The organism is Desulfuromonas sp. KJ2020 (assembly GCF_024197615.1).
GTDB lineage: Bacteria > Desulfobacterota > Desulfuromonadia > Desulfuromonadales > SZUA-540 > SZUA-540.
This window is the reverse complement of sequence record NZ_JAKUKE010000003.1, coordinates 1,121,713-1,137,819: the sequence shown is the minus strand read 5'-3', so window position 1 is coordinate 1,137,819 and position 16,107 is coordinate 1,121,713. Positions and strand designations below refer to the sequence as shown.

14 protein-coding genes are annotated in these 16,107 nt (G+C 52.0%); all 14 read left to right on the top strand.

Annotation, left to right across the window (positions count from 1 at the left end; all coding sequences use genetic code 11):
- Positions 1 to 126 precede the first annotated feature (126 nt).
- The 14 genes from MJO47_RS13705 to MJO47_RS13640 all read left to right on the top strand — a co-directional run bounded on the left by MJO47_RS13705 (position 127) and on the right by MJO47_RS13640 (position 16,079).
- A complete protein-coding gene (locus tag MJO47_RS13705; protein WP_253961676.1) occupies positions 127 to 489 on the top strand; it encodes a DNA-binding response regulator in 363 nt (120 codons plus the stop codon).
- A 9-nt stretch (positions 490 to 498) separates the two neighbouring features.
- On the top strand, positions 499 to 3,147 hold the full coding sequence (prsT, locus tag MJO47_RS13700) for an XrtA/PEP-CTERM system TPR-repeat protein PrsT (RefSeq protein WP_253961675.1): 2,649 nt from the start codon (positions 499 to 501) through the stop codon (positions 3,145 to 3,147).
- A gap of 13 nt (positions 3,148 to 3,160) precedes the next feature.
- The gene (locus MJO47_RS13695; protein WP_253961674.1) at positions 3,161 to 4,522 is read left to right on the top strand and encodes a TIGR03013 family XrtA/PEP-CTERM system glycosyltransferase; all 1,362 of its coding nucleotides are present in this window, start codon (positions 3,161 to 3,163) and stop codon (positions 4,520 to 4,522) included.
- A 5-nt stretch (positions 4,523 to 4,527) separates the two neighbouring features.
- On the top strand, positions 4,528 to 5,331 hold the full coding sequence (locus MJO47_RS13690; protein WP_253961673.1) for a polysaccharide biosynthesis/export family protein: 804 nt from the start codon (positions 4,528 to 4,530) through the stop codon (positions 5,329 to 5,331).
- A gap of 66 nt (positions 5,332 to 5,397) precedes the next feature.
- Positions 5,398 to 6,900: an XrtA system polysaccharide chain length determinant gene (locus MJO47_RS13685; RefSeq protein ID WP_253961672.1), complete on the top strand. Its 1,503-nt coding sequence runs from the start codon at positions 5,398 to 5,400 to the stop codon at positions 6,898 to 6,900.
- Positions 6,901 to 6,962: 62 nt separating this feature from the next.
- Positions 6,963 to 7,796: a polysaccharide biosynthesis tyrosine autokinase gene (locus MJO47_RS13680; RefSeq protein ID WP_253961671.1), complete on the top strand. Its 834-nt coding sequence runs from the start codon at positions 6,963 to 6,965 to the stop codon at positions 7,794 to 7,796.
- Positions 7,797 to 7,807: 11 nt separating this feature from the next.
- Positions 7,808 to 9,046, top strand: a complete 1,239-nt coding sequence (locus MJO47_RS13675; RefSeq protein ID WP_253961670.1) for a TIGR03016 family PEP-CTERM system-associated outer membrane protein — start codon at positions 7,808 to 7,810, stop codon at positions 9,044 to 9,046.
- Between the two features lie 24 nt (positions 9,047 to 9,070).
- Entirely contained in the window at positions 9,071 to 10,162 is a 1,092-nt protein-coding gene (locus MJO47_RS13670) for an XrtA/PEP-CTERM system-associated ATPase (RefSeq protein WP_253961669.1), read from the top strand.
- Between the two features lie 8 nt (positions 10,163 to 10,170).
- On the top strand, positions 10,171 to 11,112 hold the full coding sequence (locus tag MJO47_RS13665; protein ID WP_253961668.1) for an XrtA system polysaccharide deacetylase: 942 nt from the start codon (positions 10,171 to 10,173) through the stop codon (positions 11,110 to 11,112).
- On the top strand, positions 11,093 to 12,136 hold the full coding sequence (locus MJO47_RS13660; protein ID WP_253961667.1) for a FemAB family XrtA/PEP-CTERM system-associated protein: 1,044 nt from the start codon (positions 11,093 to 11,095) through the stop codon (positions 12,134 to 12,136). The genes MJO47_RS13665 and MJO47_RS13660 overlap by 20 nt, the downstream gene beginning before the upstream one ends.
- 13 nt (positions 12,137 to 12,149) lie before the next feature.
- The gene (locus MJO47_RS13655) at positions 12,150 to 13,388 is read left to right on the top strand and encodes a DegT/DnrJ/EryC1/StrS family aminotransferase (protein WP_253961666.1); all 1,239 of its coding nucleotides are present in this window, start codon (positions 12,150 to 12,152) and stop codon (positions 13,386 to 13,388) included.
- Between the two features lie 46 nt (positions 13,389 to 13,434).
- Positions 13,435 to 14,289: an exosortase A gene (gene xrtA / locus MJO47_RS13650; RefSeq protein WP_253961665.1), complete on the top strand. Its 855-nt coding sequence runs from the start codon at positions 13,435 to 13,437 to the stop codon at positions 14,287 to 14,289.
- A gap of 44 nt (positions 14,290 to 14,333) precedes the next feature.
- Positions 14,334 to 14,987, top strand: a complete 654-nt coding sequence (locus MJO47_RS13645; protein ID WP_253961664.1) for an exosortase C-terminal domain/associated protein EpsI — start codon at positions 14,334 to 14,336, stop codon at positions 14,985 to 14,987.
- A 42-nt stretch (positions 14,988 to 15,029) separates the two neighbouring features.
- Positions 15,030 to 16,079, top strand: a complete 1,050-nt coding sequence (locus tag MJO47_RS13640; RefSeq protein ID WP_253961663.1) for a GNAT family N-acetyltransferase — start codon at positions 15,030 to 15,032, stop codon at positions 16,077 to 16,079.
- Positions 16,080 to 16,107: the final 28 nt, after the last annotated feature.

Here is a 16,107-nt window from a genome sequence, read left to right as displayed (position 1 = left end):
ACCACATAAAATTGGCTGTTTACAGACCGGCACAGTGCTTGCTGAAGTAAAAAAAGCGAACCTGCCGCTTGTTTGCGAAGGATGGTACACCATGACTCAGCTGGAACCTTGCTGATGGGGGCTTCTGTGGACGACAAAAAAATTATGATCGTCGATGAAGAAGGTTTTGGACGGGTTTGTTGCGCCTTGCTCGAAATGTATGGATATGCCACGGATTATCTTCCGCAATGCCGGGACTTCAAGCAACGCTGCAACCCGGATCAACACGGCCTGGTCATCCTGAGTTATCCCTATGGATCTGAAATCCTGTCGGAGTTGCCGAACTACAAGAGGATGAAGACCATCATCCTCTCCGACTATATCAGTTCAGATTTGCTGGCACGCATCAAAGGCCTCCAACAGGTCATCTGCCTCACCAAGCCCCTCGATTTCGGAAATTTCAGAGACACAATTTCCCGCATGATGCCTTGTCAGGAAGCAGGCAATTAGGAGGACGGTTTGAAAAAAGCTTTGATAGGCCTGATGGTTTTGTCCTGCCTTCTGGGAGCCTGTAACCGACAAACCAAAGAAAGCCTCTATCAGGAAGGTATGAACCTGTGTGCGCAGGGCAACTACCGTGGCGCCGTCGTTCTGTTTAAAAATGCCCTGGAGAAGGACCCCAATTATTTTGAAGCCCGATTTCAGTTGGCCAATGCCTACCTGGAAACGGGAAAATACGACCGCGCGTTCAACGAGTTAGAAAAAGTTCGTCTGCAAAACCCTGCTTTCCCAGGGCTTCAACTCAAACTGGCCCAGTGGCAGATCCGAACCAATCATCCTGATGAAGCCCTCCGGTTGATGGAGTTGCATCTGCAGGGTGCCGAAGCGGATTCTGATACCCTGGAGATCATAGGACAGGCCCGCTATCAGAAAAAGGAATGGAATGAGGCTGAAAAAGCTTTACGTGAAGCGGTAGCCCTGGACGATAAAAACGTCAGTGCTAAATTACTCCTGGCTCAGGTTCTCATCAGGCAGCAGAAAGACGATCAGGCGCGCGATCTCCTTTCCTTGCTGGTCGACCGGAACGTTCGTGCTCGCGCTGCCTTTTACATGCTGGCCGACCTGGAAGCGGACCGTGGCAATCCCGAGCGTAGCCGTGAGCTTTATCGGGCTTGGAGTGTCATCGACCCGGAAGACGCAGATGCGCTGTTCAAAATAGGCCTCTATGACCTGGATGCCGGACGTTTTACGGAGGGGGAAGAAGGGGCGGCCCGCCTGATCGAACGCTTTCCTGCCAGCGATAAGGGGCTGTTACTCAAAGGAATGGCCAGCTATCTGCAGGGGCAGAGCGAGCAGGCTTCCCGCGAATTGCAGCTGTCTCTCAAAAAGGGCAATGACCCTCTCGCCTATTATTTTCTCGGCCTTTCTTTTCTCCAGATGGAACAGTACGAACTGGCCCTGAACCAGTTCCACAAGGTTCTGGACTTTAATCCCGAATCGGTGCAGGCCCGCTGTATGGTGGCGATGACCCTGCTGAAACAGAAGCGCCTGGAAGATGCCATCAGCCAGGTTCAGATTGCGCTGGCCAAATATCCGGAAAATGGTTTGGCCTGGAACATCCTCGGCAGCGCCCATATGGCTCTGGGGCAGTACGACAAAGCCATGGCCGAATTCAACCGAGCCATCACTCTGGATCCAAAACTCGCCGATGTGCATCTGAAAAAAGGGTTATTCAATCTTTCCAGGGGGGATGTAGAGCAGGCTGAGGAAGACATGGTCAAGGCTGTTCGGATCGCCCCCGACGTTCTTGATACCCGGCTGGTTCTTGCCAACCACTATATTCGGCAGCAGAACTATCTGAAGGCCATGGAGGTTCTGGAAGAGGGCGTGAAGGGATCCGTGCAGGACGCCCTGATCTACAATTACCAGGCCGGGATACTGCTGGCCCAGAAAAAGATTCCCGAAGCTATCGCCAGGCTTAAAGCCGCCAAGGAGGCTTCTCCTCTTTATTTCACCCCGTATTTCAACCTGGCGAATCTCTATCTCTCACAGGAAAAATACGATCTGGCTTTGGCCGAACTGAACGCTGTTCTCTCGCTGGAACCAAAACAGGTGAACGCTCATTTGGCCAGCGGCATGATTATGGAATTGCAAGGGGATGAGGTGGGCGCCCTCGCGTCGTACCGCCGGGCCAGAGACACGGGAACGGTCGAAGGGGCCGTCGGACTGGCGAATTACCAGGTTAAAAGAGGCGCTCAGTCGGAGGCCTTGGCCGTCCTTGATCAGGCTCATCAAGAGTTTACCGATCATTCGGGCCTTCTAGAGCTCAAAAGCCGTCTGCTGCTTAAGTCCGGCCGCGTGGATGAAGCACTGGAGCTGTTGTCGCGGATCGAAGAACTGGCCCCGGGCCGAGGATACCCCATTCTGGTTCAGGTTCTGATGCATTATGGCAAGAAGGAGGAAGCCACCCGCCTGGCTGAAAAAGTGATCCGTACCCAGCCCAAATCCTCTTACGGGTATCTGCTCCTGGCTGCTGTTTATGAACATGACCTTCTCTATGAAGAGGCTCTGCGGGCATTGCAGCGAATGCCAGTTGATTTAGGTATCGCTCCCCAGGTGCAAATCCGAATCGCTCAGATCTTTGAAAAGAAGCAGGACTACGGCCAGGCCATGAAGACCTACCAGGGCATTCTCGATAAAACGCCCCATTTCTTCCCGGCCCGTTTTGCTCTAGGCGCCCTGGCGGATCGGCAGGGAAACAAGGGAGTGGCTCTTGACCATTATCGACAGGTTTTGCGCGAAGAGCCCAACTACACCCCGGCCTTGAATAATCTCGCCTACCTCTATGCCGATAATTACGCCGATAAGGCTGAAGCCCTTGAACTGGCTCTAAAAGCCTTTCGTAACGCCCCGGAGGATCCAGGCATTCTCGATACCCTCGGTTACGTCCTCATCAAAAACAACCGTTTCGAGGAAGCAATTCAGTCCCTTGAAAAAGCCGCCGTCCTGCTGCCGGACAATCCGACGGTCTGTTATCACCTGGGGCTGGCTTACAGCGCGGCGGGCAGGACTGATCAGGCGATGGCCATGCTTAAGAAGGCGAAAGAATTCGGGCCCTTCCCCGAAGCCACCAAGACCGATGAACTGCTGAAACGACTATCTGGCTGATGGAGTTAGGACGATGGGAAAAACACTGATGATCCTGGTAGGCGGCGATTTGCTGATTGCGCTCATGGCGCATCATTTTGGTTTCATGGTGCGCTCCGGTACTCTGTCTCTTTTGGAGGACAACTACCTGGGAGACATTCTGAAAGTTCTGGTGTTTGCCCTTGTGCTGCTTTTTACCACGTACTTTTCAGAAATGTACAGTCGTGAGAAGCGTTTCGGCCTGAGCGAAACCCTTGGCCGCGTTCTGGCCTCTCTGGTATTGGCCTTCGTCGTTCTTTCTGCAACATATTACCTTCAACCCTCCATTGCCATCCGCACGGACGTCCTGATTCTTTCATTGATCCTTTTCGGTATCGTTCAATTCCTCTGGCACAATCGTTATCCTTTATTGCTCAGGGTGCCGGGGATCTCCAAGAAGGTTCTCGTCTTCGGCGTCGGTCCCCTGGCCCAGCAGATGGAGATGCTCATCTCCATGTCCAATACCGGTTATGTCTTTGAAGGATTTGTGTCCCCCGGTCGCGATTATGATCCAGACTCTCGGGATCCCCTCATTGCTTCTGTCGACACCCTGCTGGCCGCCGCCGAAAATCGCAAAGTCAATAAAATCGTCATTTCTCTGTCCGAACGGCGTGGGGTTTTCCCGGTGCGCGAAATTCTGCGCTGCAAACTCAAAGGAATTGAGATCGTCGATGCCGTAACCTTTTATGAAGATGTCACCGGCAAACTCATGGTCGAAAACATCAATCCAAGCTGGTTTATTTTTTCCGGCGGTTTCAAGCTCACCCAGTTTATGCGGGGCATGAAACGGATACTTGATGTAATCCTTTCCCTGATGGGAATCATTCTGTTTCTGCCCTTTGCGCCGATCATCGCCGTGATGATCAAGCTGGATTCGCCCGGACCTGTCCTCTTCAAGCAATTGAGAGTCGGAGTCGGCGAGAAAACCTTTCATCTGTATAAATTTCGCACGATGAGGCAAGACGCGGAAAAAAACTCCGGTGCCGTCTGGGCGACTGAAGACGATCCCCGCATCACCCGTGTGGGGCGCTTCTTACGCAAAAGCCGTCTGGATGAGGTTCCCCAGCTGTTCAACGTGCTGCGCGGGGACATGAGCTTTGTCGGTCCTCGCCCCGAGCGTCCCGAGTTCGTGAACAAGCTCAATGAACGTGTCCCCTACTATGCCACGCGTCATACCGTCAAGCCGGGAGTCACCGGCTGGGCCCAGGTGAAATATCCATACGGTGCCTCCGAAGAGGATGCGCTGGAAAAGCTGCGCTACGACCTGTTTTACATCAAAAATTATTCACTGCTGCTTGATCTGGTGATCATTCTTGAAACCGTTAAAGTCGTGCTTTTCGGCCGCGGAGGAAGGTAACCGGGATGAAAAATTCACTCTGTCTTGGCGTACTGTTTGTAACACTGACCCTGATGCCGCCCTCACTGGCCTTGGCTGGGGATTATGTTATCGGGGATGGCGATGTGCTGCAGGTCTCTGTTTGGGGCGTGCCCGACCTCAGCGTGCAGGTGACGGTCCGGCCTGACGGCAAGATCACCATCCCGGCCGCCGGCGATATCGAAGCATCCGGCTTGACGCCGGCAGCGTTGGCTGAAAACCTGCGCAAGTCCATCCGGCGTCTGGTGAAAGAACCGATCGTAACCCTGACGGTGTCCCAGATTACCAATAACCGAATCTATGTTTCTGGTGGAGGGGTTCCCGCCGAGGTCGTCAACCTGGCGGGCCGCACCAGTTTGTTCAAATTCCTCTGCCGCTTCGGCACCCTCGAAAACGCCGATCTTCGCCATGCCTATCTGCTGCGCCAGGGGCAGAAGGTGAAGGCCAATTTCTACAAACTCTTCTGGGAAGGTGATTTTTCCCAGGATATCCAGTTGCAGGCTGAAGATATCCTGTTCATCCCCAACAATGAGCTGAACAAGGTCTATGTGGTCGGGGCGGTAGCCCAACCGATGTTCATCGTCTATCGATCCGAAATGAAGGTTCTTGACGCCATTCTCGAATCCGGCGGATTCAATGAATACGCCAACCGCAGCAACATTACGGTCTTGCGCAATACCGGCGAGAAAATTCGTGTGAGTGTCAAGGATCTCCTGAAAGGCAAGGATCTGAGTCAGAACGTATTTCTCAAGCCAGGGGATTACGTCATTGTCGAGGAGGGGCTTTTCTGATCCGTCAAGCCATCCAACTCAGGTTGAAGACAGGCCAGAAACTGGCCTGCTTTGAGAGGGAACCCCATGGAAAGATCATCATCTGAAATCATGCGCAACCTGCGTGTGCTCTATAAAAAACGCTATCTGGGCATTGCCACCGCTCTGGTGGTTATGTCCCTGGTGATCGGTATCAGCTATTTTATGCCGAAGCAATACAAGGCGGACAGTACTGTTTTCATTGAAAGCAATGTCATCAACAGTCTGGTGGAGGGCATCGCCATCACGCCGAGCATGGACGATCGTATCCGCGTACTGCGCTATGCCATGCTCAGCCGCGACCTGATCAGCAAGGTGCTTAAAGAGATGGACTTGGATGCTGAGCTTGGCAGTGAGGCCAGGTTGCAGGACTACGTGGAGGCTTTGCAGACGAGGACAAAGATCGATTTCAGAAACCGTGAAGGTCTTTTTACCGTGTCCATTGTCGATGGCGATCCGGTTTTCGCCAGGGATTACGTCAACACGCTGGTACGAACCTATGTTGAAGAAAATATATCGGAAAAGCGCGAAGAAACCTACGGTGCCAACCGTTTCCTCGATGAGCAGCTCATCCACTTCAAAAAGAAGCTGGACGAAGCCGAAGACGCCATCATCGAATTTCGTCGCCAGCAGGGCGTTTTTCTCGCGGTGGGCGAACAGGCCATTCTGCAGGATATCCAGACGTATCAAAGGGAGATCGAGGATATCACCCTGACCATGGAGACTCTTGAAGCCAGAAAGGGACAACTGGCGCAGCAATTGAAAAACGTCAAACAGTCCGTTCCCATTTTCAACGAACAGCAAGGCGCAGACCGCATTGTGTCGCTTGAGCAGCGGATCGCCCAACTTTTACTGACCTACACGGAAAATTATCCTGAAGTCATTCGCCTGAAAGCCGAGGTGGAAGGTCTCAAGCGCCATTTGCAGAGCGGACAGGAGGGGCAACCCCTGACGGGTGAGATGACTACCATCAATCCGGTGCATCAGGAAGTACAACAGAACATCTTCAACGTCGAGGCGGAATTGAGTTCGCTTAAGGCCAGGAAAGAAAGTCTCCTGAGAATGATGGAGGGACGCAAGGCCCAACTGCAGGACGTCCCCGAAAACCGCAAGGTCCTTGCCGCTCTGGAGCAGGAACGCGATTCTTATCGCCAAACTTACGATCAACTGCTGACGCGTATGGGACAGTCGGAAGTGTCCAAACAGATGGAAATCAGCAACAAGGCCTCGACCTTCCGTATTGTCGATCCGGCTCAGCTGCCGAAGGCTCCCGAATTCCCCAATATGGTGCGCATGATTCTTCTGGCGATTGCCGCCGGCCTGGGTAGCGGGGCAGGGCTTATTCTGCTGCTGGATCGCCTGAACCCAACCATTGTAGAGGTCGTGCAGATTCGTGAATTGGGGGTGGAGGTGCTGGCCGTCATCCCGACTATCGTTGATTCTGAACAACTGCGGGTGGTGAAGCGCCGTGATGCCCTTATTTATTCGGTGTCCGGGGTTTATTTCTCAGCGGTTCTCGGGCTGCTCGCATTCGAAGCCCTGCTGCGTTAAACGACATTTTTCACGGCATGACTGGCACGATGCCGTTACCCACCCAAGGGGAGGCAGGAAATATGAGCCGAATTGAAAAGGCGATCGAGAAAGCAACCCGCCTGAGACAGGGTGTTGATGACAGCAATGACACGACAAAGCTGGTGTCGCCGCCCGCCGATTATTCCCCTGAGCGGGATATCCGGTCTTCTGCACAAGCCCTGCAGGACGTCAAGCCGCTCAAGGTCAAGAGCCCCTTTTTGCCCATGGTGGCTCGCAACAACGATGCCGTCTCTGAAGAATATAAAAAGCTTCGTTCTCTCGTACGAAAGCTGACAAAAAAGGAATCTTTTCTCAACACGATTCTGGTTACCAGCACCGTGGGCAGCGAAGGGAAAAGTATTACCGCCCTCAATCTGGCCCTGGCTCTGGCGCAGGAATATGATCACACGGTACTTTTGGTCGATACCGATCTGCGGCGACCTTCCATCCATCGTTATCTGGGGCTTCAACCCGAGGTCGGACTGGTCAACTGCCTACAGGAAGGCCTCCCTGTTGAAAAGGCCTTGATCAAGACCGGGTTGGGAAAGCTAGTCATTTTGCCCGCGGGATCCCCCGTCGAGAACCACCTGGAGCTCTTATCCTCAGAACGCATGAAAAGACTGATCCGTGAATTGAAATCACGCTATCCCGAACGCTACGTGATTTTCGACACCCCACCAGCGCTTCCCTTTGCCGATGCCCAGATTCTCGGATCCGAAGTCGACGGGGTGATTTATGTCATCCGCGAAGGCTTCGCCAAAACCGATCAGATCCGGGAAGCGATGGACAGCCTTAAGGGCACCAATCTATTGGGGGCCGTTTACAACGATTCCAGTGTCATGCCGTCTGCCGGCCGATACTCCTATTACTACTGAGGAGGGCAGTTTTGAAGAGGTCTATATTTATCCGTTCGGCTGCCCTGGGATGCCTGCTTGCTCTCACGTTTGCCAGTGTCGCCTGGGGGCGTGTCGACATCTCTCCGCGCTTTACCTTGCGGGAAGAATATAACGACAATGTCTATCTGTCGGCCCACAACGAGCAGGGGGATTTCATCACCCGGGCTATTCCCGGCCTCTCCCTTGAATTGGACAGCAATTACCTCGATCTTAGCCTCGACTACAGCCTCCACTATATTTTTTATGCCGATCTCACCGAAGAGAATGAATCCAGCCTCAAGGATGTGCAGCGTGCCATGGGGACGGCACAGATCCTGCCGGATCGCGATTTTACCGTTACCCTTGAGGATCATTACAGTCGGGTCACCATTGATGAACGCGACCCCGTTGTTGAAGAAAGCCTTTTTGTCAACAGGACCAACCTGAACAGATTTCTGGCAAATCCCCGTTACCAGTACCGGGCGCTACCGGGCCTGCTAGCGATCATTGGCTACCGCTTCGAAAAGCTCTCCTATCAGGCCCCCGAAGGGGACGATTCCGAAGCCCATGCCGGTTACGTGGATGTTCGTAAAGACCTGTCTACGCGCTTTAGCCTTCTCCTCTATTACGAATATCGTGAACACCAGGCGAGAATTACCGAAGATTACGCACGACAGGATGGTTGGGTCGGTCTGGAATATCGCCTTTCACCCCGTCTGACCCTGCGAGGGCATGGAGGTCAATCCTGGATCAATTATGACGATCGGGCTGAGGAAAAGACGAACCTCTGGGCCGCCAGCCTTGACTACACAATTTCCTCTTATTGGGCTGTTGGTGCAAGTTACTCTCAGGAGGTTGTCAATTCCGTAACCGAAGGACTCTTTGAGCGTAAGTCTGCCACCGTCTATGCCTCACGACATTCCGGAGTATTGTTTGAACTGGAAGGGCATGCTGGACAAGACAGATATCAGGAAACAAACCGGCAAGACGATGTGATTGGCGGCAGCCTTTCGGTCGGTATGCCACTGGTTCGCAATACGCTTTTACGTCTAACAGGAGCGTACGACTATCTGGAATACGAACCCGAAAGAGAGCGTGTCCATCGCTACGGCGGCGGCCCGGCTTTGGAATATGCGGCACAGCGTTTTTCAGCCAGCCTCGGCTACCGCTATCGGGAGGAAAACTCCAATATAGACTCCGGCGACTATGTCAATCATATCGCTTTTGTAGAAGGGTCGTTTGAATTCTAACCCGCTTCAGCGAGGGGATTCTAAATGTATAACGAGTTTTTCGGCTTTACCCTCAAACCCTTTGAAATTGTGCCCAATCCACAATTTCTCTATCCCAGCGACCCTCATCGCAAGGCCTTGAGCTATCTTGAGTACGGCCTTAAGGAAGGGGCCGGCTTCATTCTGCTGACAGGGGAGGTGGGCTCGGGCAAAACGACCATTCTTAAAGACATCATCAGCCGATTCTCAGGTCATACCTCCCTTGCCATGGTTTTCAACACCCGCGTTGATTCTCTGCAGTTGATCGCCATGGTCAATGAAGAATTCGGTCTCAACCCTGAAGGGAAGGACAAGGTCGCCCTGCTGAGGGAGCTTAACAGCTATCTCATTGAGGAATACGCGAACCACGGCAAGCCCATTTTGATCATCGACGAAGCCCAGAACCTGTCTCTGGATACGCTGGAAGAAATCCGCCTGCTCTCCAACCTGGAGGCGGAAAACACCAAGCTTTTGCAGATTGTCCTGGCCGGTCAGCCCGAATTAAAAACCCTCATCGCCAAACCCGAGCTGCGCCAGCTCAAGCAGCGCATTAATATCGGCTGCCATCTGCGCCCCCTGCGGCGGGAAGAAACCGAAGACTACATCCTGTATCGGATGGAAAAAGCCGGCAATCGCGAGGCCGTCACCTTCGAAGCCGGGGCCATGGACCTGATCTACCGGTTCAGCAGCGGGATCCCACGCCTGATCAATGTTCTCTGTGACTTCATCCTGTTGGCTGCCTTCGCCGACCAGGTTCGCGACGTTACGCTGGATATGGTCCGGGAAGTCATCGATGACCTGGATATTTTGGGAGAATCCGAAGCGCTCGAAGAGGTCGAGGTGGTCGACGAAGACTCTTTGCTTCATCAGAAAGAGAACCTCCTTGAACGCATCAGCATGCACGAAAATATTTTGAAGGTTCTCATGGCCAAGCAACGGGAAGAGTTTACCCGGCTTTCGAACCAATTGGACACTCTTTCCGCTCAGATGGCCGAGGTAAAGACTATCGCAGAATCTTTGCGGTTTTCCGCGTCTCACGACGAAGAATTGCGGTCAGGTAAAAAAAAACTTTTTAACCGATCGCTCGGCTGGAGTTAGTTACGTCAATGCCCAAAACAGGGAAAGAATACATTCTGTTCACCGTCGATGTTGAGGACTGGTTCCAGGTGGAAAACCTCAAAGGGGCTATTCCGCTGTCCAGCTGGCCTGAATGCGAGCTTCGGGTGGAGCGCAACACGCATCTGTTGCTGGATCTTCTCGATTCAATCGATTCCACTGCCGGCACCCCGGGAAAAGCCACCTTTTTTGTTTTGGGATGGATTGCCGAGCGCCTGCCTGCCTTGGTTCGAGAGATACAGAACAGGGGGCATGAAGTGGCCTCACACGGGTATGGACATGCACTGTGTCATGGACAGGGAGAATGTGACTTAATTGAAGATTTATGCCGAAGTAAAAAAACGCTGGAAGATATTACCGGCCGTCCGGTCACGGGATATCGCGCCCCCAGCTTTTCCATTACCCCTCAGGTTCTGGAAATCGTATGTGAATGCGGGTATCGCTATGATTCCAGTTTCAATTCTTTTCAGCTTAACAACCGCTATGGGCACATCCCTCTGACGGAGACGGACAGAAAAGGTCTGGCCTATTGTGTGAAAGAGGATTTTTACGAAATTCCCATCAGTAATCTCAACCTCTGGGGAAAACAGCTACCTCTCGGTGGCGGTGGCTATTTTCGCTTGGTGCCTTTTGCTTTGTTTCATTTAGGCATTCGATCTCTGTTAAACCGCGATAAGGGGTATATGTTCTATCTTCACCCTTGGGAACTCGATCCCGAGCAGCCGCGGGTGCGGGAAATATCCCCATTTTCTCAGTTTCGTCATTACGTCAACCTGAACAGAACAGAAACCAAAGTGCAGGCATTTTTGCAGGCGTTCAAAAATAGGGAATTTCTGACTTGCACCGACTACCTTGAGAGACAGAAGAGTTTTCCTTGTGCAGCGCATCAGCAACCGGGAGGCGAAGCCGCTTTTGCACATACGTATAGCTGAACATAAGGATCGGGAAGCCTGGAACGCCTTTGTCGATCGCCATCCACAAGGGCTGGCCTACCACTCCTATGCCTGGAAACAAGCCGTGGAAGAGGCCTATGGTTTTAAAGGGCTGTACCTGCTGGCCGAAAAAGCCGGGGTTATCCAAGGCCTTTTACCCCTCGTGCAGATGAAGTCGCCCTTTACCGGAGGTCGCCTGGTGTCCCTGCCTTATTGCGATGTCGGTGGCTGTCTGAGCGTCGATGAATCGACCCGGAAAGCTCTCCTTCGCAAAGCACTATCTTTGGCTGAAGAAAGTACCGGAGGGCAGATGGAGATCCGCTGGGCATATTCGTGGGACAACGCCTGCCTGGTCTTCAACAGCACGGCCAAAAAAGTACGGATGGTTTTGGATCTGCCCGCAGGATCGACAGAGCTGCTTGCCTCCCTGAAGTCCAAGTTGCGCAGCCAGATCAGAAAACCTCAGCGCGATGGCCTTCGGTGCAGTCTGGGCGGCAAGGAGTTGATCGATGAGTTTTATCCGGTTTTTGCCGAAAACATGCGCGACCTTGGCTCGCCCGTCCATAGCCGCAAATGGATAGAGGCCGTGGTAAAACACTACGATGACAAGGCCTTAGTGGGGGTTGCCTATTCGCCTGACGGCAGGGCGGCGGCAGCGGGGATTCTGCTTTTGCATCCTCGCACGGCCTCGGTCCCTTGGGCTTCATCTTTGCGTCGCTACAATCATCTCAACGCCAACATGCTTCTTTACTGGCGTTTACTCTCGTATGCTGCCGACAACGGTTATCCCGCTTTCGATTTTGGTCGTTCTACACCGGGCTGCGGGACATACCGCTTTAAAGAACAATGGGGGGCCAGGCCGCAGCCGCTGTTCTGGCAGGACCAGGGAAAGTCCGATGCGGAGAGCCGTGTCGAAGCGGTCGTCTCTCCCCGTCGCCGTCTGGCGCAGGCGGTCTGGTCTCATCTGCCCTTGCGAATGACGACCCTGCTAGGTCCGCCCCTGAGGCGCAACATCAGTCTGTAGTCAAGGAGACCCAATGCGTATCGGCCGCACCCTTCCACCTGCTGCCTCACCTCTGACCCTATCGGATATTTTCGCGGGTTTTGAGGGGATAGTGCGCGGCCAGAAGGAAGTGGCTCGATTTACCGACGAGTTGAGGGAGTGGTTCAACTGTCGCCATGTTTTCCCCGTCTCCTCGGGCAAAGCGGCCCTGACCTTGACCCTTCAGGTTCTCAAAGCCAGACATCCCGAGCGCGACCATGTCCTGATCCCGGCATTTACCTGCTATTCCGTCCCTTCGGCCATAGTCAGGGCGGGGCTCAAGGTGCGCCTGTGTGATGTTGATCCAGCGACTCTCGATTTCGATTACACCCACTTGAAGCCGATACTCTCTGATCCACGTCTGCTGTGCGTAGTGCCTGTCAACCTCTTCGGATTGCCGGCCGATGTCGACCGGATTCGGTCCATGCTGCCCGCCTCCGTTGCGGTGGTGGAAGACGCTGCCCAGGCTATGGGAGGGACCTCGCGCGGTCGTCTGCTTGGCATGCGGGGGGATGTCGGTTTTTTCAGCCTTGGCAGAGGCAAGGCTCTGTCCACCGTGGAAGGTGGCCTCATTCTGACCAACTCCGATGAAATCGGTCGCGGACTGGAAGATGAATGTCGTCATCTTGCCTCCTATGGGCCAATGCCGACGGCGACCCTTTTCTTGTATGCACTGGCTCTTTGGCTGTTGAGTCGGCCCTCATTCTTCTGGTTGCCCAAGGCCATCCCCTTTTTGCGCCTGGGAGAAACAATCTTTGATACTGGATTTACGTTGAGATGTCTCAGTGGTTTCCAGGCCGGCTTGGCGCGAAGCTGGACCCGGCGGCTTCTTGAACTGCAGGAAGGACGTCGCCGGTCGGTCCAGGTTTGGCGAAACGTTCTCCCGGCAAGCTCGCGTCCTGAATATGCGGACGATCTCCCTCTGCTGCGATTCCCGGTCATGACGGCCTCCCCGAATCAGGCCAGAAGACTCTGGAGAGAGAGCGAGCGTCTTGGTTTGGGGGTGGCGCCGGCTTATCCTCTCCCCATTCATCAATTGCCGGAACTAGCGGATGAATTTGAAGGCCAGAGCTACCCGGGGGCGGCAGAAATCGCTCAACGCCTGATCACCTTGCCGGTGCATCCTTTTGTTCGAAAGAACGATCAGCGGCGGATTCGCGAATTGCTTGAACCCTGTTGGGGATCAATAGCAGAGACCGCAACGACAAACACGGAAGTCGAATCCCTCAGTTAGGGCAAAGGTCATTTTTTCTCCACGTGTCACTGTACAGGACTGGATGATGGACACAAACACACTGGACATGACCCTGAATGATCAAACCCTTAAGTGGCAGACTGTTCTGTTGCTGACACTCTGGCTGCTGGCTTTCTCTCCGGTCCTGCCGCCTATGGTCGATTCCTGGCTTAGTCATTCCGACAATTCCCATGCCCTGCTCGTGCCACTGATTTCCCTCTACTTTTTATGGGAGAAGCGGCATGAGGCCTTGAAAACGCCTGTGCAGGGATCCTGGTGGGGGCTTTTCGTGTTGAGCGGGAGCCTGGTCATCTATCTGATCAGCACCGTGGGTGGCATCGCTTTTTTCGCCCGTCTCATGTTCATTTCCACCCTCATCGGCTTGGTCTGGGGATTCCTCGGGGCCAGGATGGCGCGCTTGCTGGTGTTTCCTCTGGGTATCCTCTTTTTCATGGTGCCAGTGCCTGACAGCCTGCTCAGCCTTGTATCTTTCCCGCTGCAGCTGTTGGCTACCAAGATTTCCGCCGGACTCATCCAGTTCTGTTCCATCCCTGTATATCGGGAAGGGAACATGCTCTATTTTATGCAGACTCAGCTTGAAGTAGCCGAAGCCTGCAGCGGCATTCGATCGATCATGTCCCTGGGCATGCTGAGTGTTATCTTTGCCTATATTTCTGCTGGGGACTGGTGGCGTAAAGCCATTTTAGTTTTGGCCGCCATTCCCGTCGCCTTGCTGGCCAATATTCTGCGTGTCAGCGGTACGGGCGTGTTGGCTCATTTTTTCGGTGATCGGGTGGCGCGTGGTTTTCTTCACGAATTTTCGGGACTGGCGGTATTTCTCTTCGGGCTGGGACTTCTGTTTGTCGTCTTCAGCCTCTTGAGAAAAATTGGCAACAGCTAACGCTAGCCAACTTGGCGCCATTTTATTTTCTGGCAGGTGATTGCATGGGCAGAAACATTTTTTTCAGGATAGCTTTTGGTGCTCTTGTGCTGACGACAGGCCTGGTCCTGCTCGTCAATCTGCGCGGAGAACCCAGGGTGCTTCATACAAACCTTGAGAAACTGCCTATGACCATTGCCGATTATAAGGGGACGGTCGATGCCTTCGACCAAAGCATCTACGACGCCTTAGGGGCTGATCTGCATCTCTACCGCCATTATCAATCCACACAGGGCGCAACGCTCAGTCTTTATATCGGGTATTACGGTACAGCCAAAGGCGGGCGCACTGGGCATAACCCCTTCGCCTGTTTGCCCGGTGCCGGCTGGGGGATCATCGAAGCCGACAAGGTCACCGTCTACCCCGACCATCATCCTGAAGGCGTTTCCGTCAATTACGTGGTGGCCCGCAAGGACGGCATAAACAATCTCATGCTCCACTGGTACCAGACGGCGGGAGACCGTGTTCTCTCCACAGGATTGCAGCAGAACATCGAACGATTCAGGGGGAGGGTGCTACACAACCGCAACGATGGTGCCTATGTGCAGGTGAATACCCTGGTACGGGAAGACAATGTGACTGCAGAAAAAGAGCGGGTATGCCTGTTTGTGCAGGAAGTGTTGGAGCTGTTGCCTGATTATTGGCCGATAGAAGGTTAAACCAAGCTCTGTCGGTTTGTTGTATTGGAAGGAGGGTAGGTCATGCCGTATTCAATCGTGAATGCTGATCTAAAAGAAGATCAAGACTTAATAGTCTCTCTTTGGAAAAGGAATTTTGAGGGATCTCCAAATGGTCGATTTGAATGGATTTATAAAAATAACCCCTACGGACAGCCAATTACCTTTCTACTCCGGGAGGAAAACGATGGCTCGATTATAGGTTCATATTCATTGTTTCCAAGAACAATATGGATTAATGGTGAGTATTATACCGGCTATATATGTGGTGATCTTGTTGTAGATACACAACATCGAACATTGGGGCCAGCAATGACATTAATAAAGGCCGCTCTTAAAAAAAGCGAAGAAGAAGATTTAGTCCTTTTCGGATTTCCAAATAACTTGTCTGGTCCAGTTTTATTATTGTGTGGTTTTAAAGAAATAGGTCCAAGAACACAATTAACCAAGGTAATTAAAAGCGAGTATTTAATCAGTAGGCATATAAAACAGAAATATGTTTCCAAGATTTTGTCATACCCTGTGGATATGTATTTATCGTTTAAATATTGTGATATGTTTAATAATAAAAAAAATAAATATAAATTTGAAGTTTTAGATTCATTTGATAGTAGGTTTGATGAACTTAACGACAATGTTTTGCCTCAATGTTCGCTCAAGGGGGTTGTAAGTAGTCAATACCTTAGTTGGCGATTTGAGAATTCACCTTATGGTAAATCATTGATTTTTGTAATGACTGAAAAAGAAAGTAATAAAATTATAGGTTTTATCGTTTTTTGTGAAAATAAGAAAAAAATTTCTATTTTAGATTTAGCTATAAAAAATAATAGCATGGAAGAATTTAGGTTAATGATTTCAAGGTTTAGTAAAGAATTAAAGTCAAAAAAATATGAGTCAATAAGTTATCAGTATGCAGGTGATAACAATTTTTTAAATATTTTAAAAAAAAATGGGTTTTCAATTCGAAGCCAAGAGCTCAAAACAATACTTTATCTACCAAATTCAAAAAAAGACAAAATTGATGAAATTAAAAAAGGGCATTGGTATTTAACGGCTGCAGATAACGATTTGTAAGAATAATTTTAACAAGAAAGGAAGCCAC

Bases quoted from the DNA above. Each gene is read 5' to 3' on its own strand.
- MJO47_RS13695 (WP_253961674.1), top strand. From the start codon at position 3,161: ATGGGAAAAACACTGATGATCCTGGTAGGCGGCGATTTGCTGATTGCG.
- MJO47_RS13640 (WP_253961663.1), top strand. From the start codon at position 15,030: ATGCCGTATTCAATCGTGAATGCTGATCTAAAAGAAGATCAAGACTTA.
- xrtA (WP_253961665.1), top strand. From the start codon at position 13,435: ATGGACACAAACACACTGGACATGACCCTGAATGATCAAACCCTTAAG.
- MJO47_RS13690 (WP_253961673.1), top strand. From the start codon at position 4,528: ATGAAAAATTCACTCTGTCTTGGCGTACTGTTTGTAACACTGACCCTG.
- MJO47_RS13670 (WP_253961669.1), top strand. From the start codon at position 9,071: ATGTATAACGAGTTTTTCGGCTTTACCCTCAAACCCTTTGAAATTGTG.
- MJO47_RS13655 (WP_253961666.1), top strand. From the start codon at position 12,150: ATGCGTATCGGCCGCACCCTTCCACCTGCTGCCTCACCTCTGACCCTA.
- MJO47_RS13665 (WP_253961668.1), top strand. From the start codon at position 10,171: ATGCCCAAAACAGGGAAAGAATACATTCTGTTCACCGTCGATGTTGAG.
- MJO47_RS13680 (WP_253961671.1), top strand. From the start codon at position 6,963: ATGAGCCGAATTGAAAAGGCGATCGAGAAAGCAACCCGCCTGAGACAG.
- MJO47_RS13645 (WP_253961664.1), top strand. From the start codon at position 14,334: ATGGGCAGAAACATTTTTTTCAGGATAGCTTTTGGTGCTCTTGTGCTG.
- MJO47_RS13685 (WP_253961672.1), top strand. From the start codon at position 5,398: ATGGAAAGATCATCATCTGAAATCATGCGCAACCTGCGTGTGCTCTAT.